19 protein-coding genes are annotated in these 21,363 nt (G+C 67.9%); 10 read left to right on the top strand and 9 right to left on the bottom strand.

Annotated features, from left to right (window positions below; translation table 11 throughout):
* Window positions 1-57: 57 nt before the first annotated feature.
* On the bottom strand, window positions 58-1,200 hold the full coding sequence (locus tag RJT68_RS07805) for an acyl-CoA dehydrogenase family protein (protein WP_407039799.1): 1,143 nt from the start codon (window positions 1,198-1,200) through the stop codon (window positions 58-60).
* A 114-nt stretch (window positions 1,201-1,314) separates the two neighbouring features.
* Between RJT68_RS07805 and RJT68_RS07800 the strand changes: the two genes are divergently transcribed.
* Complete coding sequence (locus tag RJT68_RS07800; RefSeq protein ID WP_407039798.1) at window positions 1,315-3,294, top strand: 3-hydroxyacyl-CoA dehydrogenase/enoyl-CoA hydratase family protein; 1,980 nt, start codon at window positions 1,315-1,317, stop codon at window positions 3,292-3,294.
* Window positions 3,295-3,543: 249 nt separating this feature from the next.
* Window positions 3,544-4,116 (top strand): HalX domain-containing protein, encoded by a 573-nt coding sequence (locus RJT68_RS07795; RefSeq protein WP_407039797.1) that lies wholly within the window; start codon window positions 3,544-3,546, stop codon window positions 4,114-4,116.
* A gap of 33 nt (window positions 4,117-4,149) precedes the next feature.
* Here the strand turns inward: RJT68_RS07795 and RJT68_RS07790 are convergent, their stop codons facing one another.
* On the bottom strand, window positions 4,150-6,123 hold the full coding sequence (locus tag RJT68_RS07790; protein WP_407039796.1) for a PAS domain S-box protein: 1,974 nt from the start codon (window positions 6,121-6,123) through the stop codon (window positions 4,150-4,152).
* 238 nt (window positions 6,124-6,361) lie between these two features.
* Here RJT68_RS07790 and RJT68_RS07785 point away from each other — a divergent pair, with 238 nt between their 5' ends.
* Window positions 6,362-6,898 carry a macro domain-containing protein gene (locus tag RJT68_RS07785; protein WP_407039795.1) on the top strand — a complete coding sequence of 179 codons (537 nt, stop codon included), beginning with the start codon at window positions 6,362-6,364 and terminating at the stop codon, window positions 6,896-6,898.
* A 79-nt stretch (window positions 6,899-6,977) separates the two neighbouring features.
* Here the strand turns inward: RJT68_RS07785 and purM are convergent, their stop codons facing one another.
* Together purM and RJT68_RS07775 are read right to left on the bottom strand one after the other, a co-directional pair.
* Window positions 6,978-7,994, bottom strand: a complete 1,017-nt coding sequence (gene purM / locus RJT68_RS07780) for a phosphoribosylformylglycinamidine cyclo-ligase (protein WP_407039794.1) — start codon at window positions 7,992-7,994, stop codon at window positions 6,978-6,980.
* 185 nt (window positions 7,995-8,179) lie between these two features.
* Window positions 8,180-9,247, bottom strand: a complete 1,068-nt coding sequence (locus tag RJT68_RS07775; protein ID WP_407039793.1) for an FKBP-type peptidyl-prolyl cis-trans isomerase — start codon at window positions 9,245-9,247, stop codon at window positions 8,180-8,182.
* Window positions 9,248-9,335: 88 nt separating this feature from the next.
* Here RJT68_RS07775 and cyaB point away from each other — a divergent pair, with 88 nt between their 5' ends.
* From cyaB to RJT68_RS07745, 6 genes are all read left to right on the top strand, one after another.
* Window positions 9,336-9,887: a class IV adenylate cyclase gene (gene cyaB, locus RJT68_RS07770; RefSeq protein ID WP_407039792.1), complete on the top strand. Its 552-nt coding sequence runs from the start codon at window positions 9,336-9,338 to the stop codon at window positions 9,885-9,887.
* 100 nt (window positions 9,888-9,987) lie between these two features.
* Entirely contained in the window at window positions 9,988-11,193 is a 1,206-nt protein-coding gene (locus tag RJT68_RS07765) for a methionine adenosyltransferase (RefSeq protein WP_407039791.1), read from the top strand.
* Between the two features lie 319 nt (window positions 11,194-11,512).
* Window positions 11,513-12,736, top strand: coding sequence for an MFS transporter (locus RJT68_RS07760; RefSeq protein WP_407040343.1), 1,224 nt, complete (start codon window positions 11,513-11,515; stop codon window positions 12,734-12,736).
* Window positions 12,737-12,815: 79 nt separating this feature from the next.
* On the top strand, window positions 12,816-13,994 hold the full coding sequence (locus tag RJT68_RS07755) for a tRNA sulfurtransferase (protein ID WP_407039790.1): 1,179 nt from the start codon (window positions 12,816-12,818) through the stop codon (window positions 13,992-13,994).
* A gap of 246 nt (window positions 13,995-14,240) precedes the next feature.
* Window positions 14,241-14,894, top strand: a complete 654-nt coding sequence (locus RJT68_RS07750; protein WP_407039789.1) for a DUF5804 family protein — start codon at window positions 14,241-14,243, stop codon at window positions 14,892-14,894.
* On the top strand, window positions 14,891-15,874 hold the full coding sequence (locus tag RJT68_RS07745) for an alpha/beta fold hydrolase (protein WP_407039788.1): 984 nt from the start codon (window positions 14,891-14,893) through the stop codon (window positions 15,872-15,874). The genes RJT68_RS07750 and RJT68_RS07745 overlap by 4 nt, the downstream gene beginning before the upstream one ends.
* A 24-nt stretch (window positions 15,875-15,898) precedes the next feature.
* Here the strand turns inward: RJT68_RS07745 and RJT68_RS07740 are convergent, their stop codons facing one another.
* The 5 genes from RJT68_RS07740 to RJT68_RS07720 all read right to left on the bottom strand — a co-directional run bounded on the left by RJT68_RS07740 (window position 15,899) and on the right by RJT68_RS07720 (window position 20,751).
* Window positions 15,899-16,729 carry a hypothetical protein gene (locus tag RJT68_RS07740; protein ID WP_407039787.1) on the bottom strand — a complete coding sequence of 277 codons (831 nt, stop codon included), beginning with the start codon at window positions 16,727-16,729 and terminating at the stop codon, window positions 15,899-15,901.
* Window positions 16,730-16,813: 84 nt separating this feature from the next.
* Entirely contained in the window at window positions 16,814-17,794 is a 981-nt protein-coding gene (locus RJT68_RS07735; protein WP_407039786.1) for a PLP-dependent cysteine synthase family protein, read from the bottom strand.
* Between the two features lie 177 nt (window positions 17,795-17,971).
* Window positions 17,972-19,372: an NAD(P)/FAD-dependent oxidoreductase gene (locus RJT68_RS07730; protein ID WP_407039785.1), complete on the bottom strand. Its 1,401-nt coding sequence runs from the start codon at window positions 19,370-19,372 to the stop codon at window positions 17,972-17,974.
* Window positions 19,373-19,535: 163 nt separating this feature from the next.
* A complete protein-coding gene (locus tag RJT68_RS07725; protein WP_407039784.1) occupies window positions 19,536-19,919 on the bottom strand; it encodes an AzlD family protein in 384 nt (127 codons plus the stop codon).
* Window positions 19,909-20,751, bottom strand: coding sequence for an AzlC family ABC transporter permease (locus tag RJT68_RS07720; RefSeq protein ID WP_407039783.1), 843 nt, complete (start codon window positions 20,749-20,751; stop codon window positions 19,909-19,911). Before RJT68_RS07720 ends, RJT68_RS07725 begins: the two co-directional genes overlap by 11 nt.
* A 173-nt stretch (window positions 20,752-20,924) precedes the next feature.
* Between RJT68_RS07720 and RJT68_RS07715 the strand changes: the two genes are divergently transcribed.
* Window positions 20,925-21,317, top strand: a complete 393-nt coding sequence (locus RJT68_RS07715; RefSeq protein ID WP_407039782.1) for a thioredoxin domain-containing protein — start codon at window positions 20,925-20,927, stop codon at window positions 21,315-21,317.
* Window positions 21,318-21,363: the final 46 nt, after the last annotated feature.

Below are 21,363 nucleotides of genomic sequence, written 5' to 3'. Positions count from 1 at the left end.
CCGCGTCCGGACGCGAACGCCCGATCGCGATCGACCACTCGCGGTGGGAACGGCCCGTTACTTGAGCAGTTCGCGCGCGATGATGTTCTTCTGGATCTCCGTCGTCCCCTCGTAGATCTGGGTGATCTTCGAGTCGCGGTAGAACCGCTCGACGGGGAAGTCGTTGACGAAGCCCGACCCGCCGTGGATCTGGACGGCCTCGTTGGCGACGTCGACTGCGACGCGGGAGGTGTACTCCTTGGCCATCGAGGCGAGCTTGGTGATGTTGTCGCCCTGGTCGACGTGCCAGGCGGCCTTGTACGTCAGGTTGCGCGCGGCCTCCGTTCGGGTGGCCATGTCGGCGAGCTTGTGCTGGATCGCCTGGAACTCCGCGATGGGCTTGCCGAACTGCTCGCGGTCCTGGGCGTACGCGAGCGCCTCGCGGGTGGCCCCCTTCGCGATGCCGACGCCCTGGGCGGCGACGCCGACGCGGGTGGCGTCGAAGAACTGCATCTGCTGCATGAACGCCGCGTCCTTCGTCCCGATGAGGTTGTCCTCGGGGACGCGGACGTCGTCGAAGATGAGTTCGGCCGTGTCCGAGGCGCGGATACCCATCTTGCCCGTGATCTTGTCGGCTTTGAAGCCGTCGCGGTCGGACTCGACGACGATCTGGCTGAAGCCGTTGTACCGGCCTTCGGCGTCGGGGTTCGTCTTACAGAGGACGACGAAGAAGTCGCCGACGCTGCCGTTGGTGATCCACATCTTGTTGCCGTTGATCACCCACTCGTCGCCGTCCTTTTCCGCCCGGGTCGAGACCGAGGAGACGTCCGAACCGGTGTCCGGCTCGGAGATGGCCGCCCCGGAGATCTTCTCGCCAAGCGCGACGGGTTCCAAGAAGCGCTCCTTTTGCTCCTCGGTGCCGAACTCCCGGATCGCCTCGGTCCCGAACGAACAGGCCATGATCGAGAGCGCGATGCCCGGGTCGTACGAGAACAGTTCCTCGGCGATGAGCACCGACTCGAGCGTGGAGTAGCCCGCGCCGCCGTACTCGACCGGGATCGAGGCCCCGACCAGCCCCATCTCGGCTGCCTCGTCGACGATCTCGTGGGGGAACGTCTCCTCCTCGTCGTACTTTTCGGCTTCCGGAACGATCTCGTTTTCGGCGAATCGGCGGACCTCCTCGCGAATCTGTTGCTGTTCTTCGGTGAGCCCGAATTCCATAGTACCACATTCTTACCTCATCGATAAAGAACTTTGTAACCCGGAGTAAACGCAACTACAGTTTATATCCTAAATGGGGAAACGTTGAAAACCATGTCGATAGTCTACTGGAACATGGAGCTAGAAGATATCAACACCATCACGGTTCTTGGAGCGGGGAACATGGGCCACGGCATCGCCGAAGTCGCGGCGATGGCCGGGTACGACGTGCGGATGCGCGACATCAAAGACGAGTTCGTCGAGAACGGGTACGACCAGATCGAGTGGTCGCTGAACAAGCTCGCCGAGAACGACCGGATCGCGGCGGACGACGTCGAGGAGACGCTCGACCGGATCACGCCGCTGGTCGACATGGAGGAGGCCGTCGCCGACGCCGACTTCGTCATCGAGGCGGTGCCCGAGCAGATGGAGATCAAAAAGGACGTCTACGAGGAACTCGAGTCTGTCGCCCCCGACGACGCGATCTTCGCGACCAACACCTCGAGCCTCTCGATCACCGAGCTCTCGGAGGTCACCGAGCGACCCGAGCGCTTCTGCGGGATGCACTTTTTCAACCCGCCGGTGCGGATGCAACTGGTCGAAGTCATCTCCGGGGCGCACACGGACGAAGGCGTTCTCGACGTCACCGAGGCCCTCGCCGAGGACATGGGCAAGTCGCCCGTGCGCGTGCACAAAGACTCCCCCGGCTTCATCGTGAACCGCGTCCTCGTTCCCCTGATGAACGAGGCCTGCTGGCTCGTCCACGAAGGCGAGGCCACCATCGAGGAAGTCGACTCGACGACGAAGTACGCCATGGGCCTGCCGATGGGGAGTTTCGAACTCGGCGACCAGGTCGGCAACGACGTCAGTTACCACGTCCTCGAGTACATGCACGAGGTGCTCGGCGACGCCTACGAACCCTGTCCGCTGCTCGAGGAGAAAGTCGAGAACGAGGAGCTGGGGAAGAAGACCGGCAAGGGATTCTACGACTACGAGGACGGCGAGGGCGCTCAGATCCCGAGCGACCAGCAGTCCGACCTCGTCGAGGCCCGGCTGGTGGCTTCGATGGCCAACGAGGTCGCCAAGCTGATCGGCGACGACGTCGCGCCGCCCGAATCGATCGACGAGGCGACCCAGCTCGGCGCGGGCTTCCCCGACGGCCCGGTCACGGTCGTCGACGAGTACGGAATCGAGGAAGCCCTCGAGACGCTCGAGGAGGCGTACGAGGAGACCCGGCACGAGCGATACGAGCCCGCCGACTACCTCCGCGAACGTTCCGAGGCGGGCGGCTTCTACGAGGCTGCAGGCGGCGACGGTGCTGAGACGGCCGATTTCGACGCGATCCGCGTCGAGCACCCCGGCGAGATGGTCGGCGAGATCGTCATCGACCGCCCCCACCGGATGAACACCATCAGCGACCAGGTGCTCGAGGAACTCTCGGAGGCGATCGACCGCCTCGAGGCGGACGCCGACGTGCGCGCGATCCTCCTCACCGGCGAGGGCGACCGCGCCTTCTCCGCCGGCGCAGACGTCCAGAGCATGGCCGGCAGCGGCGCCGATCCGCTCGAGGCCGTCGAACTCTCGAAGCTCGGCCAGTCGACGTTCGGCAAACTCGAGTCCTGCGACCTCCCCGTCGTGGCCGGCATCGACGGCTACGCGCTCGGCGGCGGGATGGAACTGGCGACCTGCGCCGACGTCCGCGTCGCGAGCGAGCGCTCGGAGTTCGGCCAGCCCGAACTCAACCTCGGGCTGCTCCCCGGCTGGGGCGGCACCCAGCGCCTCGCCAACGTGATCGGCGAGGGACGAGCGAAGGAGATCATCCTCACCGCCGATCGATACGACGCCGAGGCGATGGCCGACTACGGCTTCGTCAGCGAGGTCGTCCCGAACGACGAACTCGACGAGCGCGCGTTCGAACTCGCCGCAGACCTGGCCGCCGGCCCGCCGATCGCCACGAAGTTCGTCAAGCGGGCGATGCTCGCCGGCCGCCACGACACCGACGCCGGCCTCGAGTACGAGTCCGCAGCGTTCGGGCAACTGATGGCGACCGACGACCTGATGGAGGGCATCACGGCGTTCATGGGCGACCAGGAGCCCGAATTCGAGGGGAAGTAACCGGCCCAGGAACGCGAGGCGGATCGCGCCCGTCGATTCTACGCGCGAGGTGTCCCACGCGCGAGGTATCGACGGGCCGGAACGTCGATCGCCGACCCGGAGTGTTCTCCATTTCTTCACGTGCACACGCGTTAGTTGTATGGCCGGGTATGCCCGAGATGTTGACAATTGGTCGCGAGATTTATCACCCATAGGTACCATGGTGTCACCCGTGGCGCTAACCGATGAACGGACAGGAGGGGGTTCCGAATGAGTGACGGGCCGGAGATACTCGTCGTCGACGACGAGGGTCGACTCGCGGACCTGTTCGCCGCGTGGCTCGGAACGGAGTGGTCCGTGACCGCGGCGTACGACGGCGAAGCGGCGCTCGACGAGATGAGCGAAACCGTCGAAGTCGTCCTCCTCGACCGACGGATGCCCGGACTCTCCGGCGACGAAGTGCTCGAGCGGCTCAGGGACGCGGGCTACGACTCTCGGGTCGTGATGGTGACCGCCGTCGACCCCGACTTCGACATCATCGAGATGGGCTTCGACGACTACCTCGTCAAACCGGTCTCGAAGGACGAACTCATCAGCATGGTCGACTCCGTCATGGCCCGCTCGGAGTACGAATCGGAGATCCAGGAGTACTACTCGCTCGTCTCGAAGAAGGCCCTGCTCGAGGCCGAGAAGGCCGACCGGGAACTGGCGACGAACGAGGAGTACGTCGACCTCTGTGAACGCGTCGACGTACTCGAGCGACGGGTCGACGACCGCGTCTCCGATCTCTCCTCCCACGACGACTTCGTCGGCGCGTTCCAGAACCTCCAGACGGAGAACTGATCGGTTTTCCGAGCCGTTCGATTCGCGGCCTCGTCAATCGTCGTTCGCGGCGGCGTCCGGTTCGACGACCGCCGTCGTCGCGGTCACGTCGAACTCGAAGCGCGCTCCCCCTTCCTCGCTCTCGGTAGCCGTGACCGACCAGCCGTGGCCGGTCGCCACCTCGCGAACGATCCACAGACCGATACCCAGTCCCTCCGACGACATCGATACGGACTGATCGAACACCTCGTCGCGGATCTCCTCCGGTAGCCCCGATCCGTCGTCCTCCACGTAGAACCCGGTGCGACCCGAATTGCCCCTGAGCGTGCCGATGCGGATGGTCACCGACTCGCCGCCGTGTTCGACGGCATCCTCGTGAGCTTGCGAGCGAGGGTTCGTGGAACCGTGTTCCACGGCGTTCCGGAACAGGTTCTCGAGGAGCCTGAGGAACCGCGATCGGTCCGCTTCGACCGTCACGCCCTCGTCGACGGTGACCTCGAGCGTCGCCTCGCTGGTATCGACGTGCTCCCATGCGTCGCCCACGACGGACTCGAGGTCGACGGGTTCCGGATCGACGGCCCACTCGCCGTCGCGAGCGATCGCCAGCACGTCCGCGATGATGGCCTCCATCCGCGACAGCCCGTCGCGGACGTTCTCGATGTGCTCCCGGGAGCCGGTCTGTTCCAGCAGGTCGAGGTAGCCCTGGGCGACCCCGAGGGGATTACGGAGGTCGTGGCTGACGATCCGGGCGAACGCGTCGAGGCGCTCGTTCTGCTCCCGAAGCGTGCGTTCGCGGCGCTTTCGCTCGGTAATGTCGCGGACGACCCCGACGGAGCCGTGGAACGCGCCGTCGTGGACGAGCACCGAAATCTTCGCCTCGGTCGGGATTTCGCGGCCGTCTTTCGTCAGGAGCGTCAGCTCGATCGTGTCCGTGCGCCTGCCCTCCGAGAGCAGCGTTCGGATCGTCTCGGTGCCGTACGCGACGTCCTCGTCGTCGAGCAGGATGGAAACGTGCTCGCCGAGCAGCCCCTCGCGGCTGTAGCCGGTCATCTCGATCAGAGCGTCGTTGATCGTCGTGAAGTGACCCTGCTCGTCGACGACGTACATCCCGTCGCCGGCGGTCTCGACCAGCCGCTCGTACCGGGCGACCGACCGCTCGAGTTGCTCGAGGCGGCCGCGAGCGGCCACGGTCTCGAGCACGTGCGAGGCCGTCTTCGCGACCGACCGGATGGCCTCGCGCTCGGTCGAAGAGAGCGCACGGTTCGCGTACACGGCGAGCACGCCGTACAGCTCCCCCTCGGACGCGAGCGGGGCGACCGCGACGGCCTGGACGCCCCTGTCGAAGGCGAACCGACCGAGGGGAACCGCGTCCGGATTGCCGCCGAGGTGCTGGATCTGCTGCACTTCTTCGGTTCGCATCGTCCGCTCGAGCAGGGGTTGGCTGCCGTCCCCGATGGAGAAGGTGCGACCCAGCGGCCAGTCGACGGCGGACGGGTCGGTCAACCACGGGACGACCTCGCGCTCGCCGCGATCGTACTCGCCGAGCCAGGCGAACTCGAACCGATCGTCGAGGACGAACGCCTCGCGGATCGAACGCTCGACCCCCCGGGTCGTCGTCGCGTCGACCAGCCGCTGGCGGACGGTCGCGACGAGGCGGTCGAGCACCCGTTCGGGCCCGAAGTCGATGCGGTCGGTGACCGCGTCGGCGAGCCGATCGGACGAGTGCGACCGACTCGCTCGAGCGATCACCTCGGTAAGGACGGCGACGTCGTCGCCCTCTTCGCCCCAGTGGACGAACGTCGGGGTGTCGGAGTCGCGAGACTCGATCGCGTCGACGAGACACGGAACGTCCTCGACGGTGCTCGCGTCCACGACGACGGCGTCGATCGGTTCGCGTTCGATCCGTTCGACGGCCTCCTCGGTTGATTGTGCGATGCCGACGTTGACGGGGGCGTCCAGCAACGAGAGCGTCACCGACGCTCTCGTCGACCGGTCGCCGCTGACACAGAGGACGCGCGGTTGATTCATGTCACCTACCACAGACCGCTTCCGAACCCGATCGTCCGAACGGAGGACGGACGATCCTCGTACAGTCTACCCGATCGATTGGACTGGATACAGATTGCTCTTTCGACCGATTCGTCGCGCTCGAGGGAGCGATCGTCCGAACCCTGGGTAGTCAGGGACGCGACGCCTCCGGCGGACCGGAGCAGCAAGAGATCGTCGCAGGCGTTATTCTTTCGGGGGCGAGCGCGTAGCCTCGAACATGGAGTTCGATGTCGTCCAGGGAGACATCGCCGAACAGTCAGCGGACGCGCTGGTCAACGCCGCCGGCACCAGCCTCGAGATGGGCTCCGGCGTCGCGGGCGCGCTCAGGCGCCGCGGCGGCGAACAACTCAACGAGGAGGCGACGGCGAAGGGACCGATCGACCTCGGGGAGGTCGCGGTGACCGACGCCTACGACCTCGACGCGGATTACGTCGTCCACGCCGCGGCGATGCCACATTTCGGCGACGGACGGGCGACCGAGGAGAGCATCCGCGACGCGACGCGAAACGCCCTGGAAGAAGCCGACGACCGCCGCTGTCGGTCGCTCGTGATCCCGGCGCTCGGCTGCGGCGTGGCGGGCTTCGACCTCGCGGAGGGCGCGCGGATCATCGGCGAGGAGATCGAAGCGTACGACCCGGAGGCGCTCGAGGACGTCCGGTTCGTCGCTTACAGCGACGAGGAGTACGACGCGATCCGAGCCGTGACCGGAAAGGCCGAAAAGTTGGAGCAACCCGAAGACGAGGCGGACCGCTGACGGATCGGTGGATGGACCGCTGACGGATTGGTGGATGGACCGCTAACGGATCGTTGGAGGTTCGCTCCCCGTCGCCCGCTCAGGAGAGCGAGAGGCCGCGAATCTCGACCGAGTTACCCTCCTCGACGCGACCGACGATTTTGCCGTCGGTCTCCGCGACGAGGTCCCCGGCCCGGCCCTCGGGGAGCGCGACGACGAAGCCGGCCCCCATGTTGAACGTCCGGTGCATCTCCTCGTCGGTGACGTTCCCCTCCTCCTGGATAAATTCGAAGATCGGATGGGCCGGAAGCGGGTCGTCGATCGCGTACCGCCGGTCGCCCATCCGGAGCAAGTTCGTGAAGCCGCCGCCGGTGACGTGGGCCGCCGCGCGGACGCCGTGATCGCGCATCGGCTCGAGGAGGTCCGTATAAATCCGCGTGGGTCGCAGCAGTTCCTCGCCGATGGTCACCTCGGGGTCCAGCGGGAACGCGTCGGTGTACTCGTGGTTCCGGGTGACGGCCTCGCGCGCGAGCGTCAGCCCGTTCGAGTGAATTCCGTTCGACGGGAAGCCCACGAGGACGTCGCCGACTTCGGCCTCGCCGTCGAATATCTCGTCTTTCCCCGCGAGGCCCGCGCACGTGCCGGCGAGGTCGAACCCCGACACCACTTCGGGCATGACGGCCGTCTCGCCGCCGAGCAGGGTCATCCCGGACTCCTCGAGGCCCACGGCGAGGCCCTCGCCGATCTCGTTGGTCAGATCGTCGTCGGGTTCGTCGATCGCGAGGTAGTCGACGAACGCGACGGGTTCGACGCCCGCGGCGACGAGGTCGTTGACGTTCATCGCGATGCAATCGATGCCGATAGTCGAGAAGTCCGATATCGCGTCGGCGACGAGCAACTTGGTGCCGACGCCGTCGGTCGCCAGCGCCAGGTAGCGGTCGCCGATGTCGAGCAGGCCCGCGTACTCGGTGGTGAGCCCGCTCCCGAAGGCCTCGAGCAGCGCCGCGGTGGCGTCCTCGCTCGCCTCGACGTCGACGCCCGTGTCGGCGTAGGTGAGTCGCTCCCGCTCTCCCCCGTCGTCGGCCGACGGCTCCGATCCGTCCCTGTCGTCGGTCATGCGTGAACGACCTCGCGGGGCGAGCAAAAGGTCACCGGTCCGAATCCGAGGCCCCCAAGGGGAGCCCACTCGAGGGAGCGTGCTGGGACGTCGAGCCTTGTCGCTCCCGAAGGGAGCGGTTTCGAAAAGCGGTCGCGTCGTTGCGTCGGACGAGTCGGTACCCCGCGAGCGGCTCGAGGAGCCGATTACTCGTCGTCGCCGGCCTCGAGTTCCTCGACGATCTCGTCGGCGTCGACGTCGGCGTCCTCGAGCGCGGACTCGAGGTCGACGTCGCCGCCGCCCATGCCGCCCATGCCGCCCATCATGCCGGGCATACCCATCGCGCCCATGCCCTCGATGACCTCCTGGACGATGACGCGGTCGACGCCGACCTTGTCCATGACGTCCTGGCCGATCTGCTGCTTCGAGAACATCCACTGCTGGTTCATCGTCAGCTGGGGCGAGGCCTCGAGGTAGAGCGTCTCCTTCTCGACGACCTCGGTCTCGAACTCGGGCTCGGCCTCCTCGTCTTCGTCGTCCTCGTCGGGTTCGACGGGGACCTCCTCCTCGACCTCGTCGGTCTGGATCCAGAGTTCGGGCGTCTGGTCGAGGTAGATCTCGAACAGGCCGGCGGCCTGCTGCTCGCGGTCCTCGACGACGTCCACGATCTCGTAGTCGTACTCGACGTCCTCGCCGGCCAGCGGGTGGTTGAAGTCGACGCGGGCGCGGCCGCCGATGATGGTGTTGATGTAGCCGTGGCGGCCGTCGACGTGGACGTGCGCGCCGGGGTAGCGGTCGTCCTCGTCGATCTTCTCGGTGCTGACGGTCTCGACGTTGTCCGGGTCGTACTCGCCGAACGCCTCCTCGGCGGGGACGGTGACGGTGCCGGCGTCGCCGGCCTCGGCGCCGATCAGTTCCTCCTCGACGCCCTCGAAGATGTGACCCTCGCCGAGAACGATCGTTCGCGAGGTGAACTCGCGGTCCTGGGCGTCGACGCCCTCCTCATCCGCGACCTCGGGATCGGTCGTGTCGACGAGCGTCCCCTCCTCGACCGTGCGAGCGGTGTACTCGATTTCGACGAAGTCGCCCTCCTGGAGGCCGTCGGCCTCCTCGGCGTCGGCTCCGTCTTCGGTCTCCGCTTCCGCCTCGGCGTCGGCTCCGTCTTCGGTCTCCGCTTCCGCCTCGGCGTCGGCATCGGCGTCAGCCTGATTCTCTGCGTCCGCTTCGACGTCATCGGCCTGCTCCTCTACGTCGGCCTCCTGTTCCTCGGTCATACGTGGTACGTCCCGCCGTCCACATTTAAGTACGACGCTTTGAACCGAGAACGACCGTTACTTACGCCCCCGCGCGGATCCCTCGAGCATGTACGAGGTCGAAGTGAAAGTCCCCGCTTCGCTCGAGTCGGTCCGCGAGCGCCTCGAAGAACTCGGGGCCGATCGCGAGGGCGTCGTGATCCAGGAGGACACCTACTACGACGCCCCGCATCGGGCGTTCGCCGAGACTGACGAGGCGCTGCGGATCCGCCGGGAGTCGAGGCCCGAAACGGACGCGGCCGAGACGAAGCTCACCTACAAGGGACCGCTGGTGGACGACCGATCGAAAACGCGCGAGGAGGTCGAGACGGGGGTCGAGAGCGCCGGCGACGTGGATGCGATCCTGACAAACCTGGGGTTCGACGCCGCGGCCACGGTTCGCAAGGAACGCGAGCGGTTTTCCGTCGACGGATACGTCGTCACCCTCGACGATGTCGACGGCGTCGGCGAGTACGTCGAGGTCGAGACGGACGCGGAGACGGAGGCGGACCTCGAGTCGGCGCGCGATGGCGCGTTCACCCTCCTCGAGCGCCTGGGACTCGATCCCACCGATCAGGTCCGGACCTCGTACCTCGGGCTCCTGCTCGAGGGCGGTGATTGAGACGGGGCGGTTCGGACCGAGCGGTGTATTATCACGAAGCATATAATGTGCGCGAGAGGTTTCCGCAAGTTATAGAACCACCGTCGCGCAAGAACGGGTAATGAGTGAGCGGAACATCCGGGTCGAACCGATCGACCGTCGAGCGGTAGAGGATCAGGAGGTCGAGATCGTCGAGCGAAAGGGGATCGGCCACCCCGACTCGATCTGCGACGGGATCGCCGAAGCCGTCGCGGGCGCCCTCGCCCGCGAGTACATCGACCGCGTCGGGAAGGTCCTGCACTTTAACACCGACGAGACCCAGCTCGTCGCCGGCGAGGCCGCGCCGGCTTTCGGCGGCGGCGAGGTCGTCGACCCCATCTACCTGCTGATCGTCGGCCGCGCGACCAAACACTACGAGGGCCAGACCATCCCGGCGGAGACGATCGCCCTCAAGGCCGCCCGCGAGTACCTCGAGTCGGAGATCCCGCAACTCGAGTACGGCGAGGACGTCGTCGTCGACGTGAAACTCGGCGAGGGCAGCGGCGACCTCCAGGAGGTCTTCGGCGAGGACGAGGTGAGCGTCCCGATGGCCAACGACACGAGTTTCGGCGTCGGCCACGCGCCCCTCTCGGAAACCGAGGAGATCGTCCTCAACGCCGAGCGACGGCTGACCGGCGAGTTCGCCGAGGAGAACCCGTACCTCGGACCGGACGTGAAGATCATGGGCAAGCGGGAGGACGACCAGATCGACGTCACCGTGGCCGCGGCGATGGTCGACGAGCACGTCGCGGACATGGACGAGTACGTCGAGGCAGTCGATTCCGTTCGGGAGTACGTCGAGGCGGTGGCCGCCGAGTACACCGACCGCGAGGTGAACGTCTACGTCAACACGGCCGACGACTACGAGGAGGGGTCGATCTACCTCACCGTCACCGGCACCTCCGCCGAGCAGGGCGACGACGGCTCCGTCGGGCGGGGCAACCGCGCCAACGGCCTCATCACGCCCAACCGCTCGATGTCGATGGAGGCCACGAGCGGCAAGAATCCCGTCAACCACATCGGGAAGATCTACAACCTGCTCTCGACGGAGATCGCCGAACAGGTCGTCGCCGAGGTCGACGGCATCCGCGACCTGCGCGTGCGCCTGCTCTCCCAGATCGGCCGGCCGATCGACCAGCCCCACGTCGCCGACGTGCACGTCGTCACCGACGAGGGCGTCGCGCTCGAGGACGTCGAGGCCGACATCGAGGCGATCGTGGACGAGGAACTGGCGAACGTCACGGAAGTCACCCGACGCGTCATCGAGGGCGAACTGACGACGTTCTGAGATCGTCCGCTTTTTCGGGACCGATCCGCCTTCAGATCCGCCTCCCGAGTCGTTGGACTCTGCCGACACGGTCCGATCCCAGCGACTGGCCGTCACTCGAGCGGTCACCCGTCCGCTTCGGCCGACTCGAGGTCGTCCGAAGCCGGCACGTCGGACGGTGCTTCCCAATAGTGAAGGGCGAGCGACGGTTACGATCGACGGGTCGAACCGCCGGAGTGACGAGACGGTGCCAGACTCGCCATCATCCACCGACGCTGACGGCCGTGGGACCTCGGGAGCGGCCGCTTCGGGGTCGAAACCGGATCTCCGAGGACGACCGATCGTGTTCGCCGTCGTCGCCAGCACCTCCTTCGTGGGTTTCGGCGGCGGCGTGGTGTTTCCCATCCTCCCGAACCTGGGCGAGGTGCTCGGCATCTCGGGGTTCATGGTCGGCGTCATCCTCTCGGCGAACCGCTGGACGCGCATCGTCGCGAACGCGCCGGCGGGCGTGCTCATCGATCGCATCGGCACCAGGAAGCCGTTCGTCGCGGGGCTCGCGATCGAGGGGCTGGCGACGTTCGGCTACGTGATCGCCATCGGCTCGAGCGCGCCCGAAGCCTGGTTCGTCGCCTCGCGGATCGCGTGGGGCGTCGGCAGCGCGATGGTCTTCGCCACGGCCTACACGATCACCGCGGACGTGAGCGAGACGGACTCGAGGGGGACGAGCATGGGAATCGTGCGCGCGGGGATCACGTTCGGGTTTCCCGCCGGACTCGTGATGGGCGGCGTCGTCAGCGAACTCTACAGCAACGCGACGGCGTTCGTCGTCGCGGCCGGCTTCGCGGGCCTCGCGAGCGTCATCGCCTTCTTCGTCGTCCCGGAGACGCACGTCGACGAACGCGAGGGCGGCGTCACGCCGTGGGACCTCGAACTCTCGCTACCCGCCCTCACGATCGGCCTCGTCAACTTCGGCCTCTACTTCGCCTACATCGGCGTCCTCTTCTCGACGCTCGTGCTGTACCTCGAGGCCGAATCGCTTTCCGTCTCCCTCGCGCTCGCGGACGCCCCCCTCGAGTTCGGCGAACAGGGGGCCTCGGGACTGCTCATGGCGGTTACCGTCCTCTCGGGGTCGATTTTCACGATCCTCGGCGGCGCGCTGAGCGACGCGGTGGGGGCGCGGGTTCCCGTCCTCGTGGCGTTCCTCGTGACCACGTGCGCCGGCTTCGCGGTGCTTGCGGTCGCGCCGTCGCTCTCGTTCGTCGTCGCCGGGTGCGTGCTCATCGGCGCGGGTCAGGGCGGCGTCGGCGGGCCGCTGACCGCCCTGCTCGCGGACCTGACGCTCGAGGAGCGGATGGGGCGGGCGATGGGGACGAACAACGTCTTCGGGGACGTCGGCGGCGGCCTCGGGCCGCTCGTCTCCTTGCCGTTCGTCGAACTGGCGGGGTTCGAGGCGATGTACGCGCTCAGCGCCATCGTTCCGCTGCTTGCGGGCGTCGTCCTCCTCGCGGGGGTGTATCGCCACACGGGAACGCTCAGCCCGACCGTCGAGGACACGGCCGTCTGAGTGCGGTGGAATCCTCCTCGCCTCGATCCGAAACGGCGCCTCGTAATCCCCTTATACGCGTCGTCCGCTATCCACCTCCATGCACCCGCCGGGAGCCGACACCGTTCTCGTCCGCCACGGGGACCTCAACACGAAGAGCAACACCGTCAAGCGGCGCATGGTGAACGCGCTCTGTGAAAACCTCGAGGCGCTGCTCGAGGACCGATCGATTCCCGGGCGCGTGGAGGAGGGGTGGAATCGGCCGCTGGTCCGCACTGACGAGTCGCACGTCGAGGAGGCCGCCGAGACCGCGGCCGACGCGTTCGGCGTCGTCTCGACGAGCCCAGCGCTCTCCGTGACCCCGGAGAAGCAGGCGATCCTCGAGGCGCTCGCGGAAACGGCCGAGGTCCACTACGACGGCGGCGCGTTCGCGATCGACGCCCGGCGGGCGAACAAGAACGTCCCGTTCACCAGCCACGACATCGCCACCGAAGGGGGGACGGCCGTCTGGGAGGCCGTCGAGGACGAGTTCGAGCCCGAAGTCGACCTGGACGAACCCGATCTCAGCTTCGGCGTCGAGGTCCGCGACGAGGAGGCCTACGTCTACGTCGACCGCGTCGACGGGCCGGGCGGACTCCCCCTCGGCTCCCAGGCGCCGATGGTCGCGATGATCAGCGGCGGCATCGACTCCCCGGTGGCGGCCTACGAGGCGATGAAGCGCGGCAGCCCGGTGATCCCGGTCTACGTCGATCTGGGCGACTACGGCGGCATCGACCACGAGGCGCGGGCGATGGAGACCGTTCGGACGCTCTCACGGTACGCCACGGACTTCGACATGCGCGTCTACCGCGTCCCTGGCGGCGACACGGTCGACCTGCTCGTCGAGACGATGGAGGAGGGCCGGATGCTCTCGCTCCGACGATTCTTCTACCGGGCGGGGGAGGTCATCGCCGAGCGCGCCGGCGCCTACGGCATCGTCACGGGGGAGGCGGTGGGCCAGAAGTCGAGCCAGACCGCGCGAAATCTCGCCGTCACCAGCCGCGCTACCGACCTCCCGATCCACCGCCCGCTGTTGACCCGCGACAAACAGGAGATCGTCGCGATGGCTCGGGAGATCGGCACCTACACCGATTCGACGATCGACGCCGGTTGCAATCGCGTCGCGCCCGACCGCGCGGAGACGAACGCCCGCCTCGAGCGCCTCCTCGAGATCGAGCCCGACGACCTGCTCGAGCGGGCCGAGGAGGCGGCGACGAACGCCGAACTGGTCGAGCCCTGAACGGTCCGGCCCGTATTTTCGAGACCGCAGGCGGGATTCGATTCGACGATCGGTGAACTGTGAGCCGTGCGACGACCGGTCTTCGACCGACCCGTTTCGACGTGATGTCCGCACTGGTGCAGGCCGAGAGCCATGTGTCGGCCATCGCAGGTTAGGGCCAGGATCGTGAACGTGGCCAGTCTCTACTTCGATGAATGCGGTGGAGTGTCGAAACGATCATTACGTCGTCGCACCCACACCCTCACAGTGACCCGGGTCTGTCTGCTCGGCGAGTCAGACTGCAACCTCCAGTACGAACTGCTCTCCCGGGAGACCTCTCGAGAGGCCCTGGCGACCTACGACCTCGAGCGGCCGTTCGAGAACTCCCTGGCGGTTCGCACCGTGAGCGTCGGGGCCGCCGTCTCGTTCCTCAACGATCTCCAGTGGTACATCACGCGGTTCGTCGACGAGGCGATCGTCCAGGAGCCGAGCGTCAGCGACGAGGAGTGGCTCTCGCGCCCGCTCGCCGAAGCCCTGCGAAACGGAGACGTCGAACCCGAGGAGACCGTCGAGTACTGCAAGATCTACGGCGTCGAGGCGGTCTGGCCCGACGAACTCCCGGGCGGACCGAACGCCGCCTCCGCGGACGACTCGAGCGCCGACTCCGCGGACGGTTCGGACGTCGCGTCCGCAGACGATGCGGGCGCCGCTGGCGACGACGGGGCGGCTCGGCCCGACGACGAGGCCGACTCGGACGCCTCCCCCTCACCCGCTACCGCCGGTTCCTCGGCGGTTCGCCGAAAGCGGCTGGTCGAGCCGCTCTACGCCCGCCGGACGGACGGCGAGCTTCCGGAGTACGACCTCCGGGAGGTCGACGACACGCTCGTCGTTCGCGTCACGGAAGGGGAATTCTCGCCATGATCGACCCCGACGAGATCGAATTCGACGGGCACGGCGCCGGCACCGACGTCGACCCCGGCGCCGGTACCGGCGTCGGAGGACGCGACGAGAGCGGATCCGATCGCGCACCCGGCGTCGGCGGAACCGGCATCGTCACCATCGGCGACTCGAGGGTCGTCTACCGCCGGGCGGGTTCGGAGGGTCCGCCCGTCGTCCTGCTCCACGGCGGCGGCGTCGACGATTCGACGCTCTCGTGGCGCCACGCGATCGAGGCGCTGGGGGACGACTACCGGGTGTACGCCCCCGACTGGCCCGGCTACGGCGACAGCGAGGACGGCACCGGCTTCGACCACTCGATCGACGGCTACGTCGAGACGCTCGAGGCCTTCCTCGACGAACTCGGCCTCGAGCGCGTCTCGCTCGTCGGCATCTCGATGGGCGGCGGCGTGTCGATCGGCTTCTCGCTCGCAAACCCCGATCGGGTCGACCGCCTCGTCCTCGTCGACAGCTACGGGCTGGGCGACTGGCTCCCCCGAGGGAAGCTCTGGAAGACCGCGGCGCACCTCCCCGGCGCGAACTCGCTCGGGTGGGCGGCCATGAGCACCTCCGACGGAACCGCCCGACTCGCCCTCGGGGCCGTCGTCTCGGACGCCGAGGCGATCGCGGACGACTTCGTCCGGGACTTCCGCTCGCGGGCGAGCGCACCCGGCGCGGGACGGGCGTTCGAGGAGTTCCAGCGCAACGAGATCTCCCCCAGCGGTCGCGTGCGGACGGACTTCACGGACGAACTCCCGTCGCTGTCGGTCCCCACGCTCCTCGTTCACGGAATCGACGACCCCCTCGTGCCCGTCGAGTGGTCGAAGCGGGCCAGTACGCTGATGCCGGAGGCCGAACTGGTCGTGCTCAGGAAGTGCGGTCACTGGGTCCCCCGCGAACGACCGACGGAGTTCACCGACGTCGTGCGATCGTACCTCTCCGGGAACGAACCGGCGTACCGGTAACGACGTTCTTCCCCGCTACGGGGGTCATCCGCTCGTCGAGACGCTCGCGTCGCTCTCGACGGACGTTTCGCTCTCCGACGACGCATCGACCGAACTGGTGCTGGTACTGGTGCTGCTACTCTTGCTGCTGCTACTCGTGCTCGTACTCGCGCTCCCTTCGTCGCTGACCAGCGTCTTCTGGAACGTGTGCTGTCCGCCACCGGAATCGACGATCGTCACCGACAGGGCGACCTCGGACGGATCCTCGAGCGTGACGCGGACGAGACGTCCGACCGTGACCGTCTGGGCGGCGCACGGGTCTCCCCCGTGATCTTCGTCCGTGACGACGGCCTCCGCTTCGAACGAGCCGTCCTCGTACGTCGCCTCCTCGAGCGCGAGTTCGTGACACGGCGTCGGCGCGTCGGCCTCGAGCGCGACGATCGCGGCCGCCTCGAAGTCGGTTTCCTCGAGGAAGGCGACCACGCGATCCGCGTCCGCCTCCCCGTCCCCGCCCCCATCCCCGTCCCCGTCCCCGTCCCCGTCTCCAGTATCGTTCGCACTCGCGTCCCCGTTCTCTGCCGTCGAGTCGCCGTCGGCGGAGCCATCGTCGACCGGATAGCCGCGCTCGTCGAGCCACTCGGTCGCCTCCGCACGCTCGAGGAGGAACGCGGCGTTCGGCTCGACCGGCGTCGACCGGCGAAACGCGAGCGAAGCGACGTCTGACTCACCGGGTCCGTCGTCGCCGTCCGTTCGTCCGTTCTCCCCCTCGTCCGCCGGGCCGTCGGATCGACCGCCCACGAGACACCCCGCGAGCGCCCCCAGGCCCACCAGCCCGGCCGTCGCGGAAAGCACCCGTCGTCTCGAGGACCGTATCATCGTACCGGGGACGTACCTCACCGGTTGAAATAATACCGAGGGTCGGTCGGAAAACGGATGAATCCGGGCCGGGAGAGGGTCCCGTCAGTCGAACAGTCCCGTCGAGAGGTACCGCTCGCCGCTGTCCCAGAAGACGGTCACGACGAGCGGGCAGTCGTCGACGGCGCGACCGCCGTCGGTCTCCGGCGACGCCAGCGATCCGTCGTCGAAGCCGTCCGGAACCTCCGGACAGTTCAGGTCGGGTTCGGCGACCTCTGCCGCGAGTTTCTGGGAGACGAGGCTCGTCGCGCCGCTCGACTGCCCGACGAGGAGCCCCTCCTCACGGGCGAGCCTGCGACACTCCGCCTCGGCGTCCTCGAGTGTCACCGTTTCGACGCGGTCGACGAGGTCGAGGTCGAGGTTGTCGCTGACGAAACCGGGCCCCATCCCCTGGAAGTCGTCGTCGCCGGGTTCGCCCGTCGAGAGGACGGCGTTTCGTGCCGGTTCGACCGCGACGATCTCGACGTCCGGAAACTCCTCGCGGAGCCGTCGACCGACCCCGGAGAGCGTCCCGCCCGTGCCGACGCCGGCGACGAAGACGTCGACCTCGCGGTCGCCGACCTGCTCGACGATCTCCTCGCCGGTCGTCCGGTAGTGGGCCTCCGGGTTCGCCGGGTTCTCGAACTGACCCAGTTGCACGGCGCCCTCGGCCTCGAGTTCGTCCGCGCGCGCCCTGGCGTCCTCCATGTTCCCTTCGACGAGTTCGAGGTCGGCGCCGTAGGCGGCCATGATCCGCTGACGCTCGACGGACTTGTCGGCGGGCATGACGATCGTGAGGTCGTAGCCGCGGGCGGCGCAGACGAGCGCGAGGCCGATGCCCGTGTTGCCGCTGGTCGGTTCGACGAGCCGATCCCCGGGTTCGATCAGGCCGTCGCGCTCGGCCGTCCGCACCATCTCGAGGGCCGGCCGGTCCTTGGCCGACCCGCCGGGGTTGAACGACTCGATCTTGGCCGCGACCGTGACCCCCTCCGGCGAGTCAACCTGGACGAGCGGCGAACCGATCGTGTCCAGGATGCTTCCCTTCATTGGAAACGCTTAGGGAGTCGAGACTGAAAGCCGTGGCGGACGTCGGCAGACCGTGCCGGTGCTCGCGATAGGGTGACCTCGCCACGACGGCGGTCGCTGGGTACGGGCGCGCACCTCGAGCGAACCGATCCGATGGGTGTGACGGGTCCCGTTCGCCGGGCCGGGCCCACGACGGCCTCACGCGGCTCGGCGGCGGGGCGGTTTCCGCGGCCGGGCTTCTCTCGCGAAGGGAGCGGGACCGAGCACGCGCCAGACGACTCGCGGTCGGAACAGGTCGGACGGCGGCCGTTGCAACGAGAAGACCCGAAACGCGGCGTCGGCGACGCGCCCGTCGGTGTGGGCGCGGCGAAGCATGCGGTCGAGGTACCAGTTGAAGGCGGTCGTTCCCCTGGGCCTTGGACCCTCGGTCTGGGGGAACGCCAGGTCCCCGCCGACCGTCAGGTCCCACGCGACGTCGACGACCGCTCCGGCCCGGTCGAAGAACCGTCGGGCGAGATCCGCGCGGTCCCCCGAGGCGAGCGCGTGGTGCAGCGTCACCGCCTGGAGGGCCGCCACCGATATGCCCTGGCCGTTGGTCGGGTTGTAGCTCGCGATGGCGTCGCCGACGACGAGCAGGCCCCCGGGGAACCGCTCCAGGTCCTCGTACCGGTATCGGCGGTTGGACGGGAACGGATAACTGACGATTTCCTCGGACCCCGTCGAGTGCTCGTCGAACAGTTCGGAGACGTCCGGGATAGGCAGGTTCGCGGCGAACGCCGCGTAGCCCTCGACGTCCGTCGGCGGGCGGTCCCCGTGCACGCCGTTGAGGTTGAAGATCCAGCGGTCACCCTCGACGGGGAACACGAACGCCCCGCGGGTGTTCGGCGCCTCCGCGTCCACGGCGAACGCCCGAGCGTCGTCCGGCGGGCGGTCGAGGAAGGTCGACCCGTACCCCAGGTCGATGCGGATCTCGTCGAGGGTCGGCGACTCGTAACCGTGTGCGTCCAGCCAGGCCGGCGTCCGACTCGTTCGACCGGTGGCGTCGACGACGAGGTCCGCCTCGAGCACCTCGCGTTCGTGCTCCTGGTTCCGGATCATCGCTCCCGTCACGGCCGATTCGTCGTCGTCGACGAGGTACTCGACGAGCCGACAGCGCGGACGAAGGCGGATTCGCTCGTCCTCGAGGAAGCGCCGGCGAATCAGGTGTTCGAACAGCGAGCGCGTGGCGAAGTACATCACGTGGCGCTCGGTGCCGGGGGCCAGGAAATCCCCCTGCAAGTAGATCTTGAAGTCGGCCCCGAGTTCCGACGTCACGCTGCCGGCGCCGCGGAGGTCCTCGCTGAACCCCGGGAGGAGATCTTCGATCGTGGCCCGGCCGCTCTCCCAGAGCGAGTGCGGGTGATTCCCCTGCGGGACGCCGCGTCGCGGCGCCGGTTCGTCGGGGAGCGAATCGCGATCGAGCACCGTGACCTCCTCGAACGCGTCCGCGAGCACTCGGGCGGACAACATCCCGGCGATGCTGGCGCCGACCACCACCGCGCGCCCCCTCCGGTCACCCACCCGATCACCGTCGTACCGCGGAATGCTCGCCAGCGTCATCGTCGTCGGTCACCGACCTAGCTACGTCACCGAGTGCGTTATTAGTTACCATATAGCAGAAATGGGGAGTGAACGCCGGTTCGGAGCAGGCGTTCGACGCAAACGCGGCGACCCGATTCTCGCCGGTCCACCACGGATTCCGCGCAGCGTGCGCCGGGGTCGACTAGTGGAGCACCGCGCGAAAGAGCACGACGCTGACGACGCCGGCGACGAGGGCGAGCAGGATGTTCTCCGTCCGCCACATGATCAGCACCACGAGTCCCGCAGCACCCCACTCCGCCGGGCCGCCCTCGGCGAGTTCCGGACCGAGGATGGCTATCACGATGGCACCGGGAAGCACGGAGAGGCCCGCCTCGAGACGCTCGCTCACCTCCACGCGGCTCAGAATCCAGAGGCCGCCGATCTTCGTGAGGTAGGTGACGACGGCCATCCCGAGGATGACCGCGACGACGAGGGGATCGAGGGAGAGCCCGTCCGAAACCGTCTGCCCGAGGGGGAGCGACTCGAGGATCGCGGGGCCGACCGTCGACCCGACGTCACCCGTCATAGCGGATCACCTCCACCAGCGCGGCCGCCAGGCCGCCGAGCAGGATGTACCACCGGCCGGGGAGCTGGTCAGCGGCGACGATCGAGGTGGCGAGGGCGACCGCCCAGGGGAGGATCGTCGACGGCCCCTCCCAGAGGTCGACCGCGAGCGCGACGAAGACGGCCGCGAGGATGAAGTCGAAGCCGTAGGTGGCGGGATCGCCGACGAGTCCGCCCGCCGCGACGCCGAGGATCGTCGAGCCGACCCAGAAGAGCCAGATGGCGATCCCGGTGCCGAACAGGAACGCGCCGCGTCCGCTCCCGGTCTTGAGTTCGCGCATCGTCAGCGCCCAGTTCTCGTCGGCCATCAGGAACAGGCTGCCGTAAGCCTGCTTCGCCGTGAGGTGGCGAAACCACGGCTGCAACGCCGCGCCCATCAGCGAGTAGCGCAGGTTGATGGCGAAGACGGTGAGGAGGATCGTCGCGATCGGAATCGGATCGGCCCAGAGTTCGACGGCGACGATCTGGGAAGCCCCCGCGACGACGAGCGCGCTCATGAGCCCCGCCTCGGCCACGCTCAGCCCGGCCTGGCCGGCGAGCACGCCGAAGGCGACGCCGTAGCCGCCGACCCCGATCGCCACCGGGAGGCAGGTGACGAACCCCGCGCGGATCCCCTCCCGATCGAAGGTCACCGGTTGGGGTTTCGATTCCGGTTCCGATTCGATCCCAGTACTGGGATTCTCGCCGTCGTTCGATCCCGACGGCGCCGGCAGTCGTCGCGACTCCTCGCCCGCCACCTCCGGTTCGTCGCCCCGGAATTCGTCGTTCAGGGGTGCGTCCCCGCCGTCGTCCATAGGTCTCGATCACCACCGGCAGCCTCGGCCGCCGCTCGAGTCCAGGGCGGCCCGGCCTAAAGGGGTCTCGAAACCGGACGACGGCGCGGGGGATCGCGACGTCGGGCTCGTCTCCGACCGTCATCGCTGCCGAAAACGCGGCCGTTAAGCGGCCGGCCCTGCAACCTCGAGGCATGAGTCTCGAAACCATGCGGCCGAACCCGACGTGGGACGCGGCCTCCTACGAGGACGCGGTCGACGTCCTCGAAGCGCACAACGACGAACTCGTCTACAAGGTCTGGGGCGGCGACTGGTGCAAGGACTGTCGCGCTCTGCTTCCCGACTTCGGCGCCGCGCTCGAGGCCGCGGAGGTCCCCGAAGAGCGCATCGAGGAGTACGCGCTCGACGAGGACAAGCAGGGGCCGGGCGTCGAGGCGTACGACATCGAGTACATACCGACGATCGTGGTCGAACGAGCGACCGCCGGTGCCGACGGAGACGAGAGCGAGGAGGTCGTCCGATTCGTCGAGCAGGAGAACCTGCCGCCGGCGATCTGGCTGGCCCAGCGCCTCGAGGAGGAACTGTAACGCGCTCGCGACCATCCGTTTCTGCGTCCGATCTCCGACCTCCGGG

Origin of the sequence: Halovalidus salilacus (genome assembly GCF_031852275.1) — an archaeon.
Lineage (GTDB): Archaea > Halobacteriota > Halobacteria > Halobacteriales > Natrialbaceae > Halovalidus > Halovalidus salilacus.
The sequence above is the reverse complement of the archived record's forward strand: the minus strand, read 5'-3'. Positions and strand labels throughout refer to the sequence as shown.